Raw genomic sequence first — 15,816 nt, forward strand, 5'->3', positions numbered from 1 at the left:
TGGTGCAGTATGAGTTATGTTATCGAAAAACAGATCATGTCAGGTTTACCTAATCAAGCGCTCACGGCAGTAAAATACGTAGTGGCTCATGAATCGGGTAATAGCAACAATACAGGTCCAAACGCATTGGAAAACGAGATTGCCTATATGAATAAAAATAAAGCCAATGCCTTCGTATCTCACTGGGTAGGCGGTGGTGGACGAATCGTACAAGTAGCTCCTGTTAATCGAGTGCAATATGGTTGTGGTCCGAAAGGTAATCCGTATAGCTATGCCCAAGTGGAGTTAGCACGGACTTCGGATAAAGAACAATTTAAAAAGGATTATGCTGCTTATATTTGGTTATTACGCAAGCTGGCTATAGAAGCAGGAATTCCTACTACTTTAGATGGAAACGGTAACGGCATTAAGTCCCATCGTTGGATAGCCGATAATTTGGGCGGCACCACACACAATGATCCTTTTACCTATTTAAAAAGTATGGGGATTACAGAAGCTCAGTTCCAGCGAGATATTAAAAATGGACTAGAGGAGGGATTAACAGTGTCACAATATAATGAGCTAAAACAGGAAATAGAGGCTTTAAAAAGCTTATTAGCTGAAAAAGCTAGCTTACAATCAAACAGAGAAGTAGGCGCAGCACATAAAGAATCATGGGAATGGGCCATTAAGGAAGGGATTATCCGTGGCGATGGCAGCAAGAACATGAATCCAGCAGGCGTTCTCACACGGGAACAAATGGCGACAATGCTCAAACGTTATTACGACAAATTTATAGTCAATTAACATGATGAAATTCGAAGGATAAAGCTCGTAAGCAATAGCGAGCTTTATCCTTTTACTTTAAATAGAGGTCTTTTTAAACTTTTGTCGAATGTAGTAGAAAAGAGGAGGGATTTTAATGTTAACGAAAATAAGAAAAGTGAAATTTGAACAAGAAAGAAAAAACCCATTATACAAAGTTATAATGGAGTGTCCAGAGGGTAATCAACTATATGTGAAATTTGATTATACGTATAAAACGAAAAACTTCTGGCCACTAGAAGTGAATTATAATAAAAAAAACTATGGAGCTAAACTAGCATGGTATACAAATGAAGTTGAGAATATGACTGTGGCCTTATTTTTAGAAACAATTGCTAGTAAAATTAACAAGAAATACGACTTTGACTTTAAACAACATTAAAAAAAGCAGCACCCAAATAAGAATGCTGCTGTAAAGCCTGTCCATTATTTTGTCGAGATATAGACAATCAATGCTGCCTCATCAAATGTTACATTTGCGCCAAGTGCTTGACTGACAAATCGTAAAGGCACCATGGTAGTTCCATGATAAATTTCAGCTGGATGGCTGAGGTTAATTGTTGATGTTGTACCATTCGCATCAACATAAGCCGTTTTATTCCCCACACCAATCACAATTTTTTTACTGTCCTTTATTGCCGTCACTTTTTTTGTTGCACTATCATAGGCAACTGTTGCCCCAAGTGATTCAAAAATGGCCTTCATCGGCACTAATGTTGTACCATTTTTCATATAAGCACCAGGCGTATAATTTTGCTTCATATTATTCAAATAGACAGCTACTTTTGTCAATGCTGGTGCAATAGTTGCTTTAGGTGTCTGTGTAGAAATGCTTTGACCACCTGAGGTAGATCCAGCATTATTTCCTCCATTGCCATTATGATAATGATAGCCTGAACAAAGACCTTTTGCTTTCGACTTTTCTGAACAATTGTGACCACCATTACTATCAAGACGTCCAGGATGTGCGTCCGCAATACTCGTTGTAGTAAAAAATAGTGTAAGCATCGCTATTAAAAATACCAATTTCTTCATAAGTATCCTCCTAATTCTCAAATTGTAATTATTATACTATATAAAAGAAAATTTTTCCATGTTTTTATAGTAAAAAAGGAGGGGTGAGATGGAGGAAGGATGCCATAAAAAACCAGTTGGTCAAAAGTTGAAACCTAAAAAAGTAGCCCTTTGCGTTTCACTGGAAAGGGGAAAAGTGTTGAATACAATTCAACGTGCTTCCTTGTTTTAACAGATACTTTTGCAACAGTAAAAGTTGCAAAATGAGCGAGAAATTTAAATTTGCTATAAAGCCTTCTGCCTTTATGGTTGCGATCGTGAATAAAAATAGTATGAGCAATTTGTGCAATAGATAGAAAGGCACTAACAGTGAGGGTTTGTTAGCGCCTATTCTTGATGTAGTGGGTGTTCAAAAGCACACTGAGATAGGGGAACCACCATCGTCTAAAAGCACCACGCCCTGTGGCAATGACGGTGTGACCAATATCAGTTGTCTCATAGCCCCTGAAGGATGTCATAGATGTTGAAAAATATGGACGCAATGTTTATCTGCGTAAAAGCCGCAATTACGCCAAGGCGTAGTTAGATTATACTGTTAAGTCATTTTCACATTGTAAATCAATGGCCTTTTGTAACAGCCGATGCAGAATGGCTGCAAAGGTTGCAATGATACTAGATGCAAAGATGCTGATAAGTGCTAGCATGATAATACCTGTAATATCTTCCTTTCCAGAAAACATGACTATCGATGCTGCAATGCCTAGCACAAGAAGGAGGATGATTGTGAGCGCACAATAGTTGATTTTTCTCAAGGCTCTTACTGATGATTCAGAGAACGCTTTGTGCTGGTCGATGTTAGTTAATAGGCGATAACCTTGAAATAATGCAACGTAGTATGGAATACATAGTGCATATGCATAGACTAAAAATAGATAGGACAAATAAGCCGATTCGGGATGTGCCGCTGCATCTCTGCTGGCCATCCCAGGTAACCAAAAAAGACCTAAAGCTAAAATGGGAATGCCCATCAAAATAATTACAACCTTCAAGAAAATAGTTGACCCTTGTTTACTTTTCATAAAAGCACCTCACTGGTTATGGTACATTGATTTTAAATCAATATTTATCGTTTATCAATAAAAAAATATTAAAATTCATTGTTTTTTTATTAACTAACAAAAAAAGCATCAATCCTTTTCGGATCGATACTTTTTAAGATGTGACGATTAACATCTTACATATTTGCGTTTAAAACCAAGCCTGCCTCGTGCTACTTCTTTTTGAATATTTTCGTAAGCATGCAATGTACTGCTTTTTTTATTATCTCGCTTCATTTCCACTGGACCAACTTCCTGAGCTGTTTCAACTGCTTGATTGTGAAGCGGTACATAGGAAATGGCTACAGTGTATAGAAAGTTATTCATTGCAGATTTTGTTCGCTCTGGTGCGTTGTGAATTGTGTTTTTCACTAATTCCAGCATATGAGCCAACTTGCTGTCAGAAAATTCGCTATCCTTGCGATTCCCTAAAAGCCAACAATAGCAGCTCCAGCCCGCTGACATTCTCAATTCTTCACCGCTGGCAATCCACGCATCTGCTACCTCTTGTGCAATAGGGGCTTCCGCTAAAGTGACCGCTACTACATAGTCAGACAGCATATAAAAATAAGCTGAATCTATCCAACGATCAAAATCTTCCGCAGTCATTGCTTTTGGATCTGCAATAACTCCTGCAAAGTACATAGCATCATAGTTGCCAGTGGCATATAGCTCCTCCGCTAAAGCCTGATCGATTTTAATTTTCTTCGCAATGGGCTTCATGGCACCTGTTGCCACGCCAAAAAGCGGCTCATGCGCACCATTTGACATATACATTTTTTTCGTACGTTCCTTGCCCAGAGCCTCCAGCTCCTGTATCACCATTTCTGCATTCATTGTCGTAGCACTTCCTTTTTCTTTCGTATTTGCTCATTCACTACTTTACCATGTTTCTATTGTAAGGATTAATGGTTGCCATATAAAATCTTTATACCGCCAATATGATCACGTAATAATCGAACCTCCATCTGAATAAGTTCTTCAACGGTTAAATCAAGTTGGCCTTGGAGCCTACTAATTGTCACGGCTGTAATGGACACGGTGAAAAATGGGTCACAAAATTCATATATTGTTCTTCTATTTCTTCACACATTTCACCAATTTGTTTCCGATGTGTTCGATTATACTATATACTGCTTGATGGAAAAAACGATTAAAATGCTCATGACCAAGGGAGTTTATAGCGTTTAACGCAAACACTCGATTTTTCTCTAAGTATAATAATAAATCGCTATAGCCTCCTTGACAAAGACTTTCATCTTGATAATCATCCAGTAACTCAATTGCCTCTTGCTCCAATGTCCACTTTACTAAATCATAAATGTCCTCGAAATGATAGTAGGCCGATCTTTCCAGCTTGGTTCGGTCTGTAGCAAAAAGAAAAGATAATAATTAATGACACCCATGAAAAAATGTGGATTTGGTAGATACCAAATCCACATTTTTTGGTCTAATAATAGCTAAAGTCTATTCCAGATAAACATAAATTGAGCCGCATCCGATTCGAGGGCAATTTGATGATATTCAGTTGATTCATCTTCAGTAATCAAGCGACCTTTTTGTACATTTAATATGGCATGTTTTACGGAATCGGGATGTTCAATCGAATAGGTGGAATCTTTCAAAAGGGTTAAGGCAGATCGACATTTATGTTTATCGATGCGCTCATTTTTTCCTTTGAAATATAGTTTTATCAAATAGGGGGTATCATCGATAATTAAACCAAGCTCAGGGTTTGAACGCACTGTTAATTCATCACAATACCAATTAGCCTTACCCGGTTCAAACCACTGAACATTTTTATTTTTTAAAAATTTTAAATAGGCTTTTACAACTTCTTGGTAATTCTTTTGACGTGCAGGGAGGGCATTGTCTACAATGTCGAGTAAATAGGCGTCATTAAAATGATGTTCATGGTATTTTTTTAAACCCTCTCGTAAAGCTTTCCAATAATCTTTAATTGGATGATAATCTTCTTGATACTTAATGTCTTTGACAAACTTTGTCTTTGCAGCACTACCCTTCATTGTGAAGTCTGTAAACTGTGTTAAGCCAATGGATGGCTTTGTCATAATCGCCACTTTACATCACCCTTCTTTCATAAAAAAACACCTGTTGTAGATTAATAGTATATTGAAAAGATCAAATTTATATGAAGAAGTTTGCGGTAAGGCTTAGGTCCATCGTTTTTTCTAACAGCCGATGAAGAACGGCCGCAAAGACTGCGTTCAAGAAAAGTCCTTGAAGTAAGCGTTAGCGTGTGATTTTATTTGTTACGGCAGAAGTTTCACTAAGAAAGAAATTAAAACGAGAACAGAATAGTTGTTTCAGCTATAATTATTGTCTATAAGAAAATCAATATAAATATTTTAAAAGCTAGGTGAAACGATGATTTACAATATTTTAGTAATTGAAGACGATCCGGATGTACAAGAATTAATATCCGAATTTTTAATAACCCAAAATTATCATGTTGATAAGGCAAGTGATGGGGTGGAGGGGCTAAAACTTTTTCAAACAGAAAATTATCATCTTGTCATCGCTGATATCATGATGCCAAATATGGATGGCTTTCATTTATGCAATATGATTCGACGAAAATCATCAGTCCCAATCATTATATTAACTGCATTAAGTGAGGAAAAATCAGAGTTGAAGGCATTTGATTTGCAGGTGGATGATTATATTACGAAACCGTTTTCCTTTAATGTTCTCATTAAACGAGTCCAAGCTGTTATACGTCGTGCCTATCCAGAGAATGTCACAAGAACAGCCAGTTTTAAAGAAATTGTTGTAGATTATGAAGCCTATACTGTCAAAATGAATGGAGAAGTCATTGAATTAACAACAAAAGAGTTCGATATTTTAAAACTATTCATCGAAAATGAAGGGAAGGTATTATCGAGGGAACTATTACTCGACCAACTATGGGGCTTTGATTATTTCGGTGACACAAGAGTGGTTGATACACATATTAAAAACTTGCGGAAAAAATTAGATGTGCCATACATTAAAACGATAAAAGGAGTAGGGTATAAACTTGAAATTTAACTTTGTACAAGGCAGTGTAACAAGAAAAATCTTTATTATCACAACCCTATTATTAATCATATCAGCTTTCATGATTTACTTACTTTTATATTTCCTACTACCACAATTCTATTATAAGTACAAACAAGATAACCTTAATGACAATGTCACTATGCTAGTCGATCAAATAGAAGGAAAATCTTTCGCTACTGTTGAAAGGATTTTAGACAAGTTCACTACTAAAACAAAAAATGTTAGCCTGATTGTATCGGATTTGGAAGGAAATATTGTTTATTTACCTTCAGTTTACATTCCTAATAATGAAAAGACAAAGGCTGTCAAGAGTGTTCCTGTGTTGCCAGTCCAACCTGCCAAAAGCAATGCAGAGAAAAATGAAGAAGAAAATAAAATAAATGAACAAGAAGTACCTTCTACTTATTCAGTTAATAAAGAAATTCAATTACAAGAAGGGAAATACCATATAACCTTTTATTCTTATCTCTATCCAATAGATGAAATTACACGTGTTCTTTCGTTATTCATGCCATATGTTCTTGCCATCATCATTGTGATTTCAATTGCTGGTGCGATAATTTATTCAAAGCTACTTGCTAAGCCACTTATTAAGCTAAATACGGTAGCAAAAAAGATGGCAAAGCTAGACTTTTCTCAAAAAAGTACGATTGATTCAAAAGATGAGCTAGGGGAGCTGTCGACCAATTTAAATAATTTGTCCGATAATTTACAACAAACAATGATTCAATTAAACAATGCAAATGATAAATTGAAAGACGATATAGAAAAAGAGCGCGAACTAGATGCCAAGCGCCGCCAATTTTTAATCGCCATCTCTCATGATTTAAAAACGCCCATTACCATCATTAAAGGTCAGCTAGAGGGGATGCTTTTGAACATAGGTGTCTTTAAGAACCGTGACCGCTATTTGCAAAAATCGTATGAAACGATGAATGGGATGGAGGCACTTGTAATAGAAATACTTGAACTCAGTAAGTTAGAATCAGAAGTTCTGCAATTAAACAAAAAAAATGTCAATCTCACCGATTTAATGCAGTCCATCCTTGAAGAACTTGATTATTTTAGCTACGCTAAACAATTGAAAGTGGTCAAGTCTTTAGAAGAAGACATATATTTTTCCGCTGATCAACCATTAGTAAAAAAAGGATTATCAACAATCATTCATAATGCGTATTCCTATACACAGGAAGGTAAGGAAGTATTTATTTCACTACAGCGTCAAAATAGCGGCAGTGTATTAGAGGTGTTAAATACAGGAGCGCATATTCATAACGACAATCTAGAACACATCTTTGAACCATTCTACCGCATTGAAAAGTCACGTAATCGTCATACTGGTGGCCACGGTCTCGGTTTGTTTATCGCTCAACAAATTTTTGATGCCCACAAACTACAATACAGTATTCAAAACACCGATGATGGAGTAAAATTCATTATCCGATTTTAAAAAGGAAGTTCTCGTTAACGGGTTCAATTCAGAAGTCAAAATCAAACCATATGGAACCTGATAAAAAGCACAATAAAAGGCATCGGTCAATAACCGCTGCCTTTTTAGCATTTAATTTTTGAATTAAGTCATGGTTAACATCTAAACGGATTGCCTTTAATGCTTGGCTTATTGCCCAACAAAAAAATGCAACTGAAATAATCAGTTACATTTTTGGGACTTTAATTTGTTTCATATTTTGTTCGTATTATGAAACAACCTCAAATTTCAAAGAGTGTCGATTTACGATGATATATTCACCTGTGGATTTATTCATTACTTGAGACACTTGCTTGGTATGCGTAATCTCAATCCAATCATTTTGTATATCCACCAATAATTTTATTTCAACATCAATTTCTCCATATTTTACACCACTATAGGATAGTTTTGTCATCGTTATCCTCCATTCAATCTTCTTTTTATATCACATACTATTATACTATATATTCTGGAGATTTATAAAAAAGCAACAATCTATTCGAAATCAGCCTAACATAAAATAGGGAGTCCAATTCGTTTGTGAATTGAACTCCCTTTAATATTACTTTTTTACATTTTGTACGCAACAACCGAACCCGTTAGGTTGTTTGTGAGCTTTTGTTTTAGCAGGAGTTTATCCATTTCAGCATCACACCTATTAACGTACGCATCTTCAATTAAACCACATCCTAACTACACACAAACTACACATTGGAAGCGTACTATCGAGGAGTATTGAAGGAGGAGATATGACGATGTTAACACTAAAGAATATAAGTAAAAAATTTGGCAATCAACCTGTCCTAAAAAACATAACCGCAGAATTTTTAGGAGGTTTAAATTTCATTATTGGGCCATCTGGAAGCGGTAAATCGACATTATTAAAGATAATAAGCGGTATGGATCCTATGTTTGATGGTGAGGTTTATTTTAATAATAAGTCTATCAAACAATTTTCAAAGTCTGAGCTCAATCACTATTATTACAATTCAATCGGATTTATTTGGCAGAACTTTCAATTGATTAACCACCTATCAGTTGAAGATAATGTCATGGTTGTTCTAGGACTCTCTAATTTAGACCAAGAAGCAAAACGTCACAAGGTCGAAAGTACACTACAAAAATTAGGTCTTCAAAGATTAGCAAAACATAATGTGAAGTCGCTCTCAGGTGGTGAAAAACAAAGAGTAGCCATTGCCAGAGCCTTGGTAAAAGATCCTGAAATCATTATTGCAGACGAGCCTACTGGAGCTTTAGATAAGAATAATACAAAGGCATTAATCAACACGCTAAAGCAAATCGCAAAAGAAAGAATGGTGATTATCGTTACGCATGATCAATCACTCATTGATGATGACTCCAATGCTTTTGTATTGAAGGACGGAGAATTGGTTCACGATAAAAAGCGCGAAAGTATGAGTCGAAAAAGCCTGTCTATCAAAAAAAATCCACCAATCTTGTCTGCGAAAAACACACTTAGTCAAAGTATTAAAAATGTGAAGGGCATGCTTTTCAAGACCATATTGACCTCAATTGTTCTCGTACTCGCCTCTTATTTTTTATTACTCAATGTCAGCGGTGAGGTAACAAATCAAGGGAATAAGGCCATGAATCATCTTGTGAAGCAATATGGACAATCCCTCTTTAATATTTCTGTTGTTTCGGAAATGTTGGGAGGAGCAGGAATGGGTGGCAGTGAGGACGCCAATAGTCCGAATAGAGATGTTAAGCAAGATATCTCGTCTATTTTTAAAGATTATCAGGATGACAAGAGGATAGAAGCGATGTATCCGATAGCTACAATTAATAAAATGGAAGTAACGATTGAAGGGGTAACGGATCATCTTCAACTAGAACAATCCAATACAGTACCCGTAAATAATGGTCTACTAGCAGGTAGAATGCCTGATAATGATCAAGAAGAAGTAGTCGTTCCAAAAGCGTTTCTATCAAAAATAGATGTTACGCCAGAAAAGGTTTTAAATAAAGAGATTGAAATTACTGGGACTATGTTTGTTTGGAATCAAGATGTTCCTGAAGAAAAATCGCATACACTGAACTTGAAAATTGTAGGTGTCATCGATTCTACGATGAAAATAGACAATGCTATGACTGGGGAAAAAATGTCCATTGAAAATGAAGATTCCTTTATTTACAGCAAAAAGGCTGTAGAGGAGTTTAATCAAGCGATTGGGAAAGATAATGATAAAACACCACTTGAAATGCGAGCAACCACACTTCCTAATGTACTATCTCTAGTGAAGGAGTTACAAGGGAAGGGCATTGTTCCAATAGGGCAATTTATGATGGTCAAAGATATTTCGGAACTAAATGCTACAACAGATCATCAATCGAATTCGATTTCGTATATTATGGGGGCACTCGCTATTATTATGACCACTGTGTTAACAGTAATGAATACCATTGTCCGTAAAAAAGAATATGCCATATTAAAAATGAATGGCTTTTCTATTGGCCATATTACGAAACTAACGATGGTTGAAAATGCTATCATCTCTGTTTTAACAATGGTTTTATTTTTTGTAGTTATGCCATTAGTAAATAAATTTTCAATGGCACTATTTCAATCTTCGCTCATAAATCAACAGGCCATCTTAGTAGCAATGGTGATTATTGTCTCTCTAGGATTGCTGATGACCTTCATCGCTTCTTTCCTGATTGGACGAGTGCAGCCAATGAAGAGTCTTCAAAGCGGAGGAGATCGATAATGATTCAGCTTCGCAATGTAACAAAGAAATATGGTGATACTACGATTTATTCGAATGTGAATTATGAATTCAAAGATGCGTCTTTAACATGCTTCCTAGGGCCGAGTGGCTCTGGGAAGAGTACGTTGTTTAACCTTTTAGCTGGTTTTGATTCAGATTTCACTGGTGAAATTGTCGTTGGTACAACAAATATAAAAGATTTATCACCTGATGAATTACCCTCTTATCGATTGAATAGCATTGGATTTATCTTTCAAGAGTATCATTTATTAGATGGGTATACTGCATTAGAGAATGTTTTGTTAGCTGTTTATAGCGCTAAAAATGCGGGGGCGAAGGAGTATGTACAAAAAGCACAGAAATTGCTTGTTGAATTAGGCTTAGAGCCACAAATTCATCAAAAGGTACAAACTTTAAGCGGTGGACAGAAACAAAGAGTAGCCATCGCACGCTCTTTAATAAATGATCCAGCTATTATCTTAGCAGATGAGCCTACAGGTGCATTGGATCAAGAATCAGCTCTGTCAATTATGAAGATTTTGAAAAAGATTTCAACTACTAAAACAGTACTTATGATTACCCATGATGAAGAATTAGCGACTTTTGGGGATGAAATAATTGAAATTGAAGATGAACAGCTGATTGTCAAAAAAGCTAGTATATCGCAAAAAACAGTAAATACGACAACCAAAAGTGATTCATTACAACTGCAATCAAATGATTTTTTTAGAATCGGATTTAAAAATTTTAAAATTCATTTGATCAAGTATGTCATAGCGGCCATTTTAATCGCTTGTGGTTCAGCGTCATTTTTAGGAACAGTAGGCTCGAAGGAAATTATGAATCATTCAATAAGCGAATTCAAAGAAAAGAATGCTTATTTTAATAAAGGTATGATTCCAAAATATGATCAAGGAATAGAAGTCAATAAAGACTTAGCCTTAACCTATGAACGATTATCTTCGATGAAGCAAGTTCAAAATGTTTATTATCAATATGACTTGAAAAACATTTCGTTAACGATGAAGGATGTAACGATTAATAACGAAGTGAAAATGCCAACTGCACCATCAACCGTTTCGATGGTCTACGGAAATATGCCTCAAGATAACAAAAAAGAAATGGTCATTTCTCCAAGTTTAGCTAGTAAATTTGAAAAACAAATTCAAAAGCTAGTAGGGGAGAGAATGGCGTTATCGTATGTCAATAAGATGGGGAAGAAAGTAACGATTGAGCTAACGATAGCTGGTATAACAGATACGCAATACGATGATTTCATTGTAAGTGCATCAGTAGAAAAAGATATGTATAAAAACACTACTATAAATAATGCAACATCGATTAGCTTTGATGTAAAAGGATTCAATGAAATCCCAAAGGTACAAAAGTTGCTAATAGACAAGCAAGTAGCTGTTTATACGAACTATAAACAAGTCGAAAATTTTAATCAAGCATTTACGAGTTTGATCAAATTATTTACATTTGTCTCTTATTTCGTTCTTGCCGTTGCCCTATTCATCAGTACGATTATGCTTTATAAAATTTCTATAGAAAGGTATAAAGAAATTGGACTTTTATCTGCGTTAGGCTTTAAAAGGAAGCATATCAAATCAATCCTGTTCAAAGAATCTTTATTATTCAGTGGACTGTCTACAATCATTTCACTAATAGTAGTTCATATTTTAAATCTGTTATATAAGGCCCAATTTAATTATGGTTTGGGATTAAATTTGTATTCGTATTGTCTCCTTATCGCAATGAATATGTTCGTAAGCATAGTTATTTCATTTATTATTAACCAGAAGCTAGTGAAAACCGAAACAATTAGTGCCATAAGAAAGTAATTGTAGAAAGAACGCAATGTAACGTCAAATGCGTTGTATAGACAAATAATGACATATGGCATTAGCAAAACCAAGTATAGATCATCTTAAAAAGGGCAATGTAAGAATACTTGGAGGTGATCATTTGACAAAGGGCAAACAATATAAACGCCAGTCAGAGTTGGCGGAATTATCGACAGATTTAAGTCCAGATGATTTAGACGTACGTGAAGATAATGCTTTAACGCAAGAACAAAAGAAAAATGCGAGCGAAGGCAATCGTTCGAAAAAATCCTCTGCACGTAAATCTGAATCATAATGTGAGCACCACAATCATATTGGTTGTGGTGTTATTTTTCCCTTAATTTCATATTCATTAGACCAATGCCAAAGAGAAGGGATAAGATGAATACATAGAATAAAATAGACCAAAAACTTTACGCCCCTTGTCCGATAGGCCCTGTAGGTAATGGAATTTGAGAAAAAAATATATGTTACAATTAATATAATAAATGAGAGGAGTTGGAATAAATGACTTTATTTATTATGTTTATTGGAATCATCATCATTGTTAGTATAGTTAGCAATGTAGGTAAAAACCACAACAAAACGAACGAGCACACACACTATATGCATTCAACAAACGATTTTACAAATGATTCACAAATTTCTTCACAGGATAACAATCATTGTGCTGATTATAGCTCAACTACTAGTGATTCCTCATGTGGCTCATCTGGGGAATGAAAAAGCAGTGATAATTGAAAAGGATTTGCTGAAAGAGCCGATTGTAACGAGGATTGGTTTACCATTCTTTTCATTGTTCATGCAACCCCTCCTATAACTATAATGTACAAAAAAACCTAATGGTGACTGCGTCATCATTAGGCATTTTTCATTATTAAGAATGTTCAGCTTTTAAATCCTGTTTTTGATGTAGCTTTTTCATTGCGAAACGGGCAATAGGTTGTGCCAGCAATAGTTCAATCCAAAAGGCTACAGCAAAATTTCTTGGCCAAATATGAAGAAAGTTTTCAAAAGGCGCCAGACTAATGTGTTTTGTACCAACCCATGTACCAATAATGGATAAGCAAAAAGATAAAACGGTCACATTTAATAATGTGTTCAATAGCACTCGGGCATTAAATCCATCCGTTTGTCCTACAAAAAGAGGCATTACTTTTCCAACCACTGGTCCAGCAACTCCTCTGACTAAAATTATAACGATAATCCACATAATCGGAATTATTTTTAACGTTTCGAGATAAACTTCTTTATTGAATCCACGTTCAAGTCCTACAATAATGGGCGATATGGTATTAACTGAAATTATTGATATAATCAATAAAAATAGCAAGCCCTCTTTTGCATTTTGTGGTAGCCGATCTTCTTTGTACATGTATATCCTCTCCATTTTCCTTATTTCAGATGGCAGAGATTTGTGACACAAGACGGCTTGTACACTATGCGTGAGGGTAAAGCTTAATAAGCATGTACCCCATTACTGCGCATTGATATTCCTAGTATATCAGTTTTTTTTTCCATAAACAAATAGGGCTATTGGAACAAAATGCCGTAATATATGATTAAAGAGACGCAATATTAGGAGGGAAAATATGGGCTATATAATGGATTTACGACAAGATGTCGGCACAAAGCCACTCATTATGGTTGGCGCGAGTGTCCTCATTATTAATGAAAATAACGAGTTACTTCTGCAGTTACGTAAGGATAATGAATGTTGGGGTCTGATAGGCGGCTCGATGGAATTAGGCGAGTCACTTGAAGAGGTGGCTATTCGGGAAATGTATGAAGAGAGTGGATTAACACCTAATGATTTAGAGCTGCTAAAGGTTTTTTCTGGTCAGGCATTTTATTATCAATATCCTCATGGGGATGAAGTTTTTAATGTCGTGGCTGCCTATGAATGCCGTAGTTTTACTGGTGATTTAAAGTTTGATGTAGAAGAGGCGATTGCTATCGATTTCTTTCCTCTACATCAGCTACCCAAGAGGATGAGCCCTCCAGACCAACAAATCCTAGATTATTACGTTAATAAGGTTGTAAAAGAAAATAAGTGAGAGCTATAGTAAGATAAAGAGAGAATTTGGAGGGAATAGATATGATACGATTCGAAAATGATTATGCCGAAGGTGCACATCCACAGATTTTGCAACAATTAGTGGCGACGAATGAAGAACAATCACCAGGCTACGGTACGGATGTGCATTCTGAAAAAGCTAGAGCCTATATAAAAAAAGCGATTGCAGCCGAGCAGGCAGACATTCACTTTTTAGTTGGTGGTACGCAAACGAATACAACCGTTATCGCCTCTATCTTGCGTCCTCATCAGGGCGTAATAGCAGCAAATACGGGGCATATTGCAGTGCATGAAACAGGAGCCATTGAGGCAACGGGTCATAAGGTACTTACATTGCCAAGCGATGATGGCAAAATAACAGCCGCACAGGTGAAAGCATACTATGATGCTCATTGGCAAGACAGCACACATGAGCATATGGTGCAGCCAGGCTTAGTGTACATATCTCATCCTACAGAAAACGGTACAACCTATAGTAAAGCAGAATTAACAGCTTTAAGTGAAGTTTGTAAAGATTGTAACTTGCCATTGTTTTTAGATGGAGCCCGTTTAGGGTACGGACTAGTAGCGCAAGATAGTGATTTATCCTTAGAAGATATTGCACAGCTTTGCGATGTATTTTATATTGGTGGCACTAAAATGGGTGCACTGTTTGGCGAAGCGGTCGTCATTGTCAATCCCGCTTATCAAAATGATTTCCGCTACATGATTAAGCAAAGAGGGGGGCTGCTTGCCAAAGGGAGATTATTAGGCATCCAGTTTGAAACGTTATTTGAAGATAGCCTATACATGGATATTTCTCATCATGCTGTAGAAATGGCAATGATGATTCGACAAGCGTTTATCGACAAAGGTTTTGCACTTCGCTATGAGTCGAAAACCAATCAGCAGTTTCCGATATTACCAAATGATATGCTAACGACTTTGGGGGAAACTTATTCTTTCTCTATTTGGGAAACATTCGATGATACTCATATGGTTGTTCGTTTTTGCACAAGCTGGGCTACAAAAAAAGAAAATGTGGATCGTTTGATTAAAGACATCCATCAATTAGTATAATTCATCAAACTGCACCCAACCGGTTAGGGTGCAGTTTTTTCCTATTATTCCCTAATTATTGTTATACTAGAGATGAAATGAAAGGTGGAATCGTATGACAAACTATGTAGCACTTTTAAGAGGCATTAATGTAGGTGGGCACAATAAATTGAAAATGGCTGAATTAAGAGAAGCCCTGTTACCACTTGGGCTGCAAAACATTCGGACCTATATTCAAAGTGGGAATATTCTGTTTGAATCGAGCGAATCTGAGGAACTCTTGCAACAGAAAATTCAAGAAACCATCCAAACAGCATTCAATATCACGAGTACAGTCATTATTCGAACAGCCGAAGAACTAAAATATATCGTGAACAACTGTCCTTTTTCAGCGCAAGACATGGCAGTAGCAAGTTCCACAGCAGTAGGGGAAAGTCTCCATGTAGCATTATTACCAGTCGCACCAACTGAAGAGAGTGGTGCTAAGTTATTAGCATATGAGAGTGAAAAAGAGCGTTGTATCATCAATGGCAGAGATGTTTATTTGTTATTTAACGATAGTATCCGCAATGCCAAGCTAAGTCAACAGCTACACAAGTTGGAGGTACCAACAACGGTACGCAATTGGAAAACGATGATGAAGCTAGTTACTTTAATTGACCAGTAAGAGGAGAAT

The 15,816-nt window shown here is 36.1% G+C and carries 19 protein-coding genes; 10 read left to right on the forward strand and 9 right to left on the reverse strand.

All coding sequences use genetic code 11. The features are described 5' to 3' along the window. Positions 1–9: 9 nt before the first annotated feature. Positions 10–786, forward strand: coding sequence for an N-acetylmuramoyl-L-alanine amidase (locus GJU32_RS05340; protein ID WP_155590910.1), 777 nt, complete (start codon positions 10–12; stop codon positions 784–786). Positions 787–901: 115 nt separating this feature from the next. Beyond that, positions 902–1,186 (forward strand): hypothetical protein, encoded by a 285-nt coding sequence (locus GJU32_RS05345; protein ID WP_155590911.1) that lies wholly within the window; start codon positions 902–904, stop codon positions 1,184–1,186. A gap of 44 nt (positions 1,187–1,230) precedes the next feature. Here the strand turns inward: GJU32_RS05345 and GJU32_RS05350 are convergent, their stop codons facing one another. The 6 genes from GJU32_RS05350 to GJU32_RS05365 all read right to left on the reverse strand — a co-directional run bounded on the left by GJU32_RS05350 (position 1,231) and on the right by GJU32_RS05365 (position 4,987). Continuing rightward, entirely contained in the window at positions 1,231–1,839 is a 609-nt protein-coding gene (locus GJU32_RS05350) for a stalk domain-containing protein (RefSeq protein ID WP_155590912.1), read from the reverse strand. A 566-nt stretch (positions 1,840–2,405) separates the two neighbouring features. Beyond that, complete coding sequence (locus GJU32_RS05355; RefSeq protein WP_155590913.1) at positions 2,406–2,897, reverse strand: DUF2975 domain-containing protein; 492 nt, start codon at positions 2,895–2,897, stop codon at positions 2,406–2,408. Positions 2,898–3,044: 147 nt separating this feature from the next. Beyond that, positions 3,045–3,752, reverse strand: coding sequence for a DNA alkylation repair protein (locus tag GJU32_RS05360; RefSeq protein WP_155590914.1), 708 nt, complete (start codon positions 3,750–3,752; stop codon positions 3,045–3,047). A 68-nt stretch (positions 3,753–3,820) separates the two neighbouring features. Beyond that, the gene (locus tag GJU32_RS23545; protein ID WP_274381803.1) at positions 3,821–3,955 is read right to left on the reverse strand and encodes a hypothetical protein; all 135 of its coding nucleotides are present in this window, start codon (positions 3,953–3,955) and stop codon (positions 3,821–3,823) included. 37 nt (positions 3,956–3,992) lie between these two features. Next, on the reverse strand, positions 3,993–4,214 hold the full coding sequence (locus GJU32_RS23825; RefSeq protein ID WP_476638807.1) for a TetR-like C-terminal domain-containing protein: 222 nt from the start codon (positions 4,212–4,214) through the stop codon (positions 3,993–3,995). 161 nt (positions 4,215–4,375) lie between these two features. Next, positions 4,376–4,987, reverse strand: a complete 612-nt coding sequence (locus tag GJU32_RS05365) for a hypothetical protein (protein WP_196426603.1) — start codon at positions 4,985–4,987, stop codon at positions 4,376–4,378. Positions 4,988–5,303: 316 nt separating this feature from the next. On the opposite strand from GJU32_RS05365, the gene GJU32_RS05370 reads away from it, so the two are divergent. Both GJU32_RS05370 and GJU32_RS05375 read left to right on the forward strand, forming a co-directional pair. After that, complete coding sequence (locus GJU32_RS05370) at positions 5,304–5,966, forward strand: response regulator transcription factor (RefSeq protein ID WP_155590916.1); 663 nt, start codon at positions 5,304–5,306, stop codon at positions 5,964–5,966. Further along, positions 5,956–7,428 (forward strand): sensor histidine kinase, encoded by a 1,473-nt coding sequence (locus GJU32_RS05375; RefSeq protein WP_155590917.1) that lies wholly within the window; start codon positions 5,956–5,958, stop codon positions 7,426–7,428. Before GJU32_RS05370 ends, GJU32_RS05375 begins: the two co-directional genes overlap by 11 nt. A 247-nt stretch (positions 7,429–7,675) precedes the next feature. On the opposite strand, the gene GJU32_RS05380 is transcribed toward GJU32_RS05375, so the two are convergent. Then, entirely contained in the window at positions 7,676–7,864 is a 189-nt protein-coding gene (locus GJU32_RS05380) for a hypothetical protein (protein WP_155590918.1), read from the reverse strand. A 340-nt stretch (positions 7,865–8,204) separates the two neighbouring features. On the opposite strand from GJU32_RS05380, the gene GJU32_RS05385 reads away from it, so the two are divergent. Genes GJU32_RS05385 through GJU32_RS23080 form a run of 3 tightly spaced genes read left to right on the forward strand, consistent with a single transcriptional unit; the run spans position 8,205 to position 12,320 of the window. Beyond that, on the forward strand, positions 8,205–10,178 hold the full coding sequence (locus GJU32_RS05385) for an ABC transporter ATP-binding protein/permease (RefSeq protein WP_196426604.1): 1,974 nt from the start codon (positions 8,205–8,207) through the stop codon (positions 10,176–10,178). Next, positions 10,178–12,022 (forward strand): ABC transporter ATP-binding protein/permease, encoded by a 1,845-nt coding sequence (locus tag GJU32_RS05390; RefSeq protein ID WP_155590920.1) that lies wholly within the window; start codon positions 10,178–10,180, stop codon positions 12,020–12,022. Before GJU32_RS05385 ends, GJU32_RS05390 begins: the two co-directional genes overlap by 1 nt. A 55-nt stretch (positions 12,023–12,077) precedes the next feature. After that, positions 12,078–12,320 (forward strand): hypothetical protein, encoded by a 243-nt coding sequence (locus tag GJU32_RS23080; RefSeq protein WP_196426634.1) that lies wholly within the window; start codon positions 12,078–12,080, stop codon positions 12,318–12,320. 379 nt (positions 12,321–12,699) lie between these two features. Here the strand turns inward: GJU32_RS23080 and GJU32_RS23550 are convergent, their stop codons facing one another. Next, positions 12,700–12,822 (reverse strand): hypothetical protein, encoded by a 123-nt coding sequence (locus tag GJU32_RS23550; protein WP_274381804.1) that lies wholly within the window; start codon positions 12,820–12,822, stop codon positions 12,700–12,702. Positions 12,823–12,902: 80 nt separating this feature from the next. Next, complete coding sequence (locus GJU32_RS05400; protein ID WP_155590922.1) at positions 12,903–13,400, reverse strand: DUF2798 domain-containing protein; 498 nt, start codon at positions 13,398–13,400, stop codon at positions 12,903–12,905. A gap of 217 nt (positions 13,401–13,617) precedes the next feature. Between GJU32_RS05400 and GJU32_RS05405 the strand changes: the two genes are divergently transcribed. The 3 genes from GJU32_RS05405 to GJU32_RS05415 all read left to right on the forward strand — a co-directional run bounded on the left by GJU32_RS05405 (position 13,618) and on the right by GJU32_RS05415 (position 15,807). Continuing rightward, positions 13,618–14,082, forward strand: a complete 465-nt coding sequence (locus GJU32_RS05405) for an NUDIX hydrolase (protein ID WP_155590923.1) — start codon at positions 13,618–13,620, stop codon at positions 14,080–14,082. 41 nt (positions 14,083–14,123) lie between these two features. Next, on the forward strand, positions 14,124–15,161 hold the full coding sequence (locus tag GJU32_RS05410) for a threonine aldolase family protein (RefSeq protein ID WP_155590924.1): 1,038 nt from the start codon (positions 14,124–14,126) through the stop codon (positions 15,159–15,161). Positions 15,162–15,255: 94 nt separating this feature from the next. Beyond that, entirely contained in the window at positions 15,256–15,807 is a 552-nt protein-coding gene (locus tag GJU32_RS05415; RefSeq protein ID WP_155590925.1) for a DUF1697 domain-containing protein, read from the forward strand. Positions 15,808–15,816 lie beyond the last annotated feature (9 nt).

It is taken from the genome of Lysinibacillus cavernae (genome assembly GCF_009724685.1).
In the GTDB taxonomy this organism is placed as follows: domain Bacteria; phylum Bacillota; class Bacilli; order Bacillales_A; family Planococcaceae; genus Lysinibacillus; species Lysinibacillus cavernae.

Excerpts from the sequence above, each read along its gene's own strand:
- GJU32_RS05360 (WP_155590914.1), bottom strand. The coding sequence starts at position 3,752 with ATGAATGCAGAAATGGTGATACAGGAGCTGGAGGCTCTGGGCAAGGAA.
- GJU32_RS05370 (WP_155590916.1), top strand. The coding sequence starts at position 5,304 with ATGATTTACAATATTTTAGTAATTGAAGACGATCCGGATGTACAAGAA.
- GJU32_RS05340 (WP_155590910.1), top strand. The coding sequence starts at position 10 with ATGAGTTATGTTATCGAAAAACAGATCATGTCAGGTTTACCTAATCAA.
- GJU32_RS23080 (WP_196426634.1), top strand. The coding sequence starts at position 12,078 with ATGGCATTAGCAAAACCAAGTATAGATCATCTTAAAAAGGGCAATGTA.
- GJU32_RS05345 (WP_155590911.1), top strand. The coding sequence starts at position 902 with ATGTTAACGAAAATAAGAAAAGTGAAATTTGAACAAGAAAGAAAAAAC.
- GJU32_RS05405 (WP_155590923.1), top strand. The coding sequence starts at position 13,618 with ATGGGCTATATAATGGATTTACGACAAGATGTCGGCACAAAGCCACTC.
- GJU32_RS05355 (WP_155590913.1), bottom strand. The coding sequence starts at position 2,897 with ATGAAAAGTAAACAAGGGTCAACTATTTTCTTGAAGGTTGTAATTATT.
- GJU32_RS05385 (WP_196426604.1), top strand. The coding sequence starts at position 8,205 with ATGTTAACACTAAAGAATATAAGTAAAAAATTTGGCAATCAACCTGTC.
- GJU32_RS05365 (WP_196426603.1), bottom strand. The coding sequence starts at position 4,987 with ATGACAAAGCCATCCATTGGCTTAACACAGTTTACAGACTTCACAATG.
- GJU32_RS05390 (WP_155590920.1), top strand. The coding sequence starts at position 10,178 with ATGATTCAGCTTCGCAATGTAACAAAGAAATATGGTGATACTACGATT.
- GJU32_RS05415 (WP_155590925.1), top strand. The coding sequence starts at position 15,256 with ATGACAAACTATGTAGCACTTTTAAGAGGCATTAATGTAGGTGGGCAC.
- GJU32_RS05380 (WP_155590918.1), bottom strand. The coding sequence starts at position 7,864 with ATGACAAAACTATCCTATAGTGGTGTAAAATATGGAGAAATTGATGTT.
- GJU32_RS05350 (WP_155590912.1), bottom strand. The coding sequence starts at position 1,839 with ATGAAGAAATTGGTATTTTTAATAGCGATGCTTACACTATTTTTTACT.
- GJU32_RS05400 (WP_155590922.1), bottom strand. The coding sequence starts at position 13,400 with ATGTACAAAGAAGATCGGCTACCACAAAATGCAAAAGAGGGCTTGCTA.
- GJU32_RS23550 (WP_274381804.1), bottom strand. The coding sequence starts at position 12,822 with ATGAAAAGAATGGTAAACCAATCCTCGTTACAATCGGCTCTTTCAGCA.
- GJU32_RS05410 (WP_155590924.1), top strand. The coding sequence starts at position 14,124 with ATGATACGATTCGAAAATGATTATGCCGAAGGTGCACATCCACAGATT.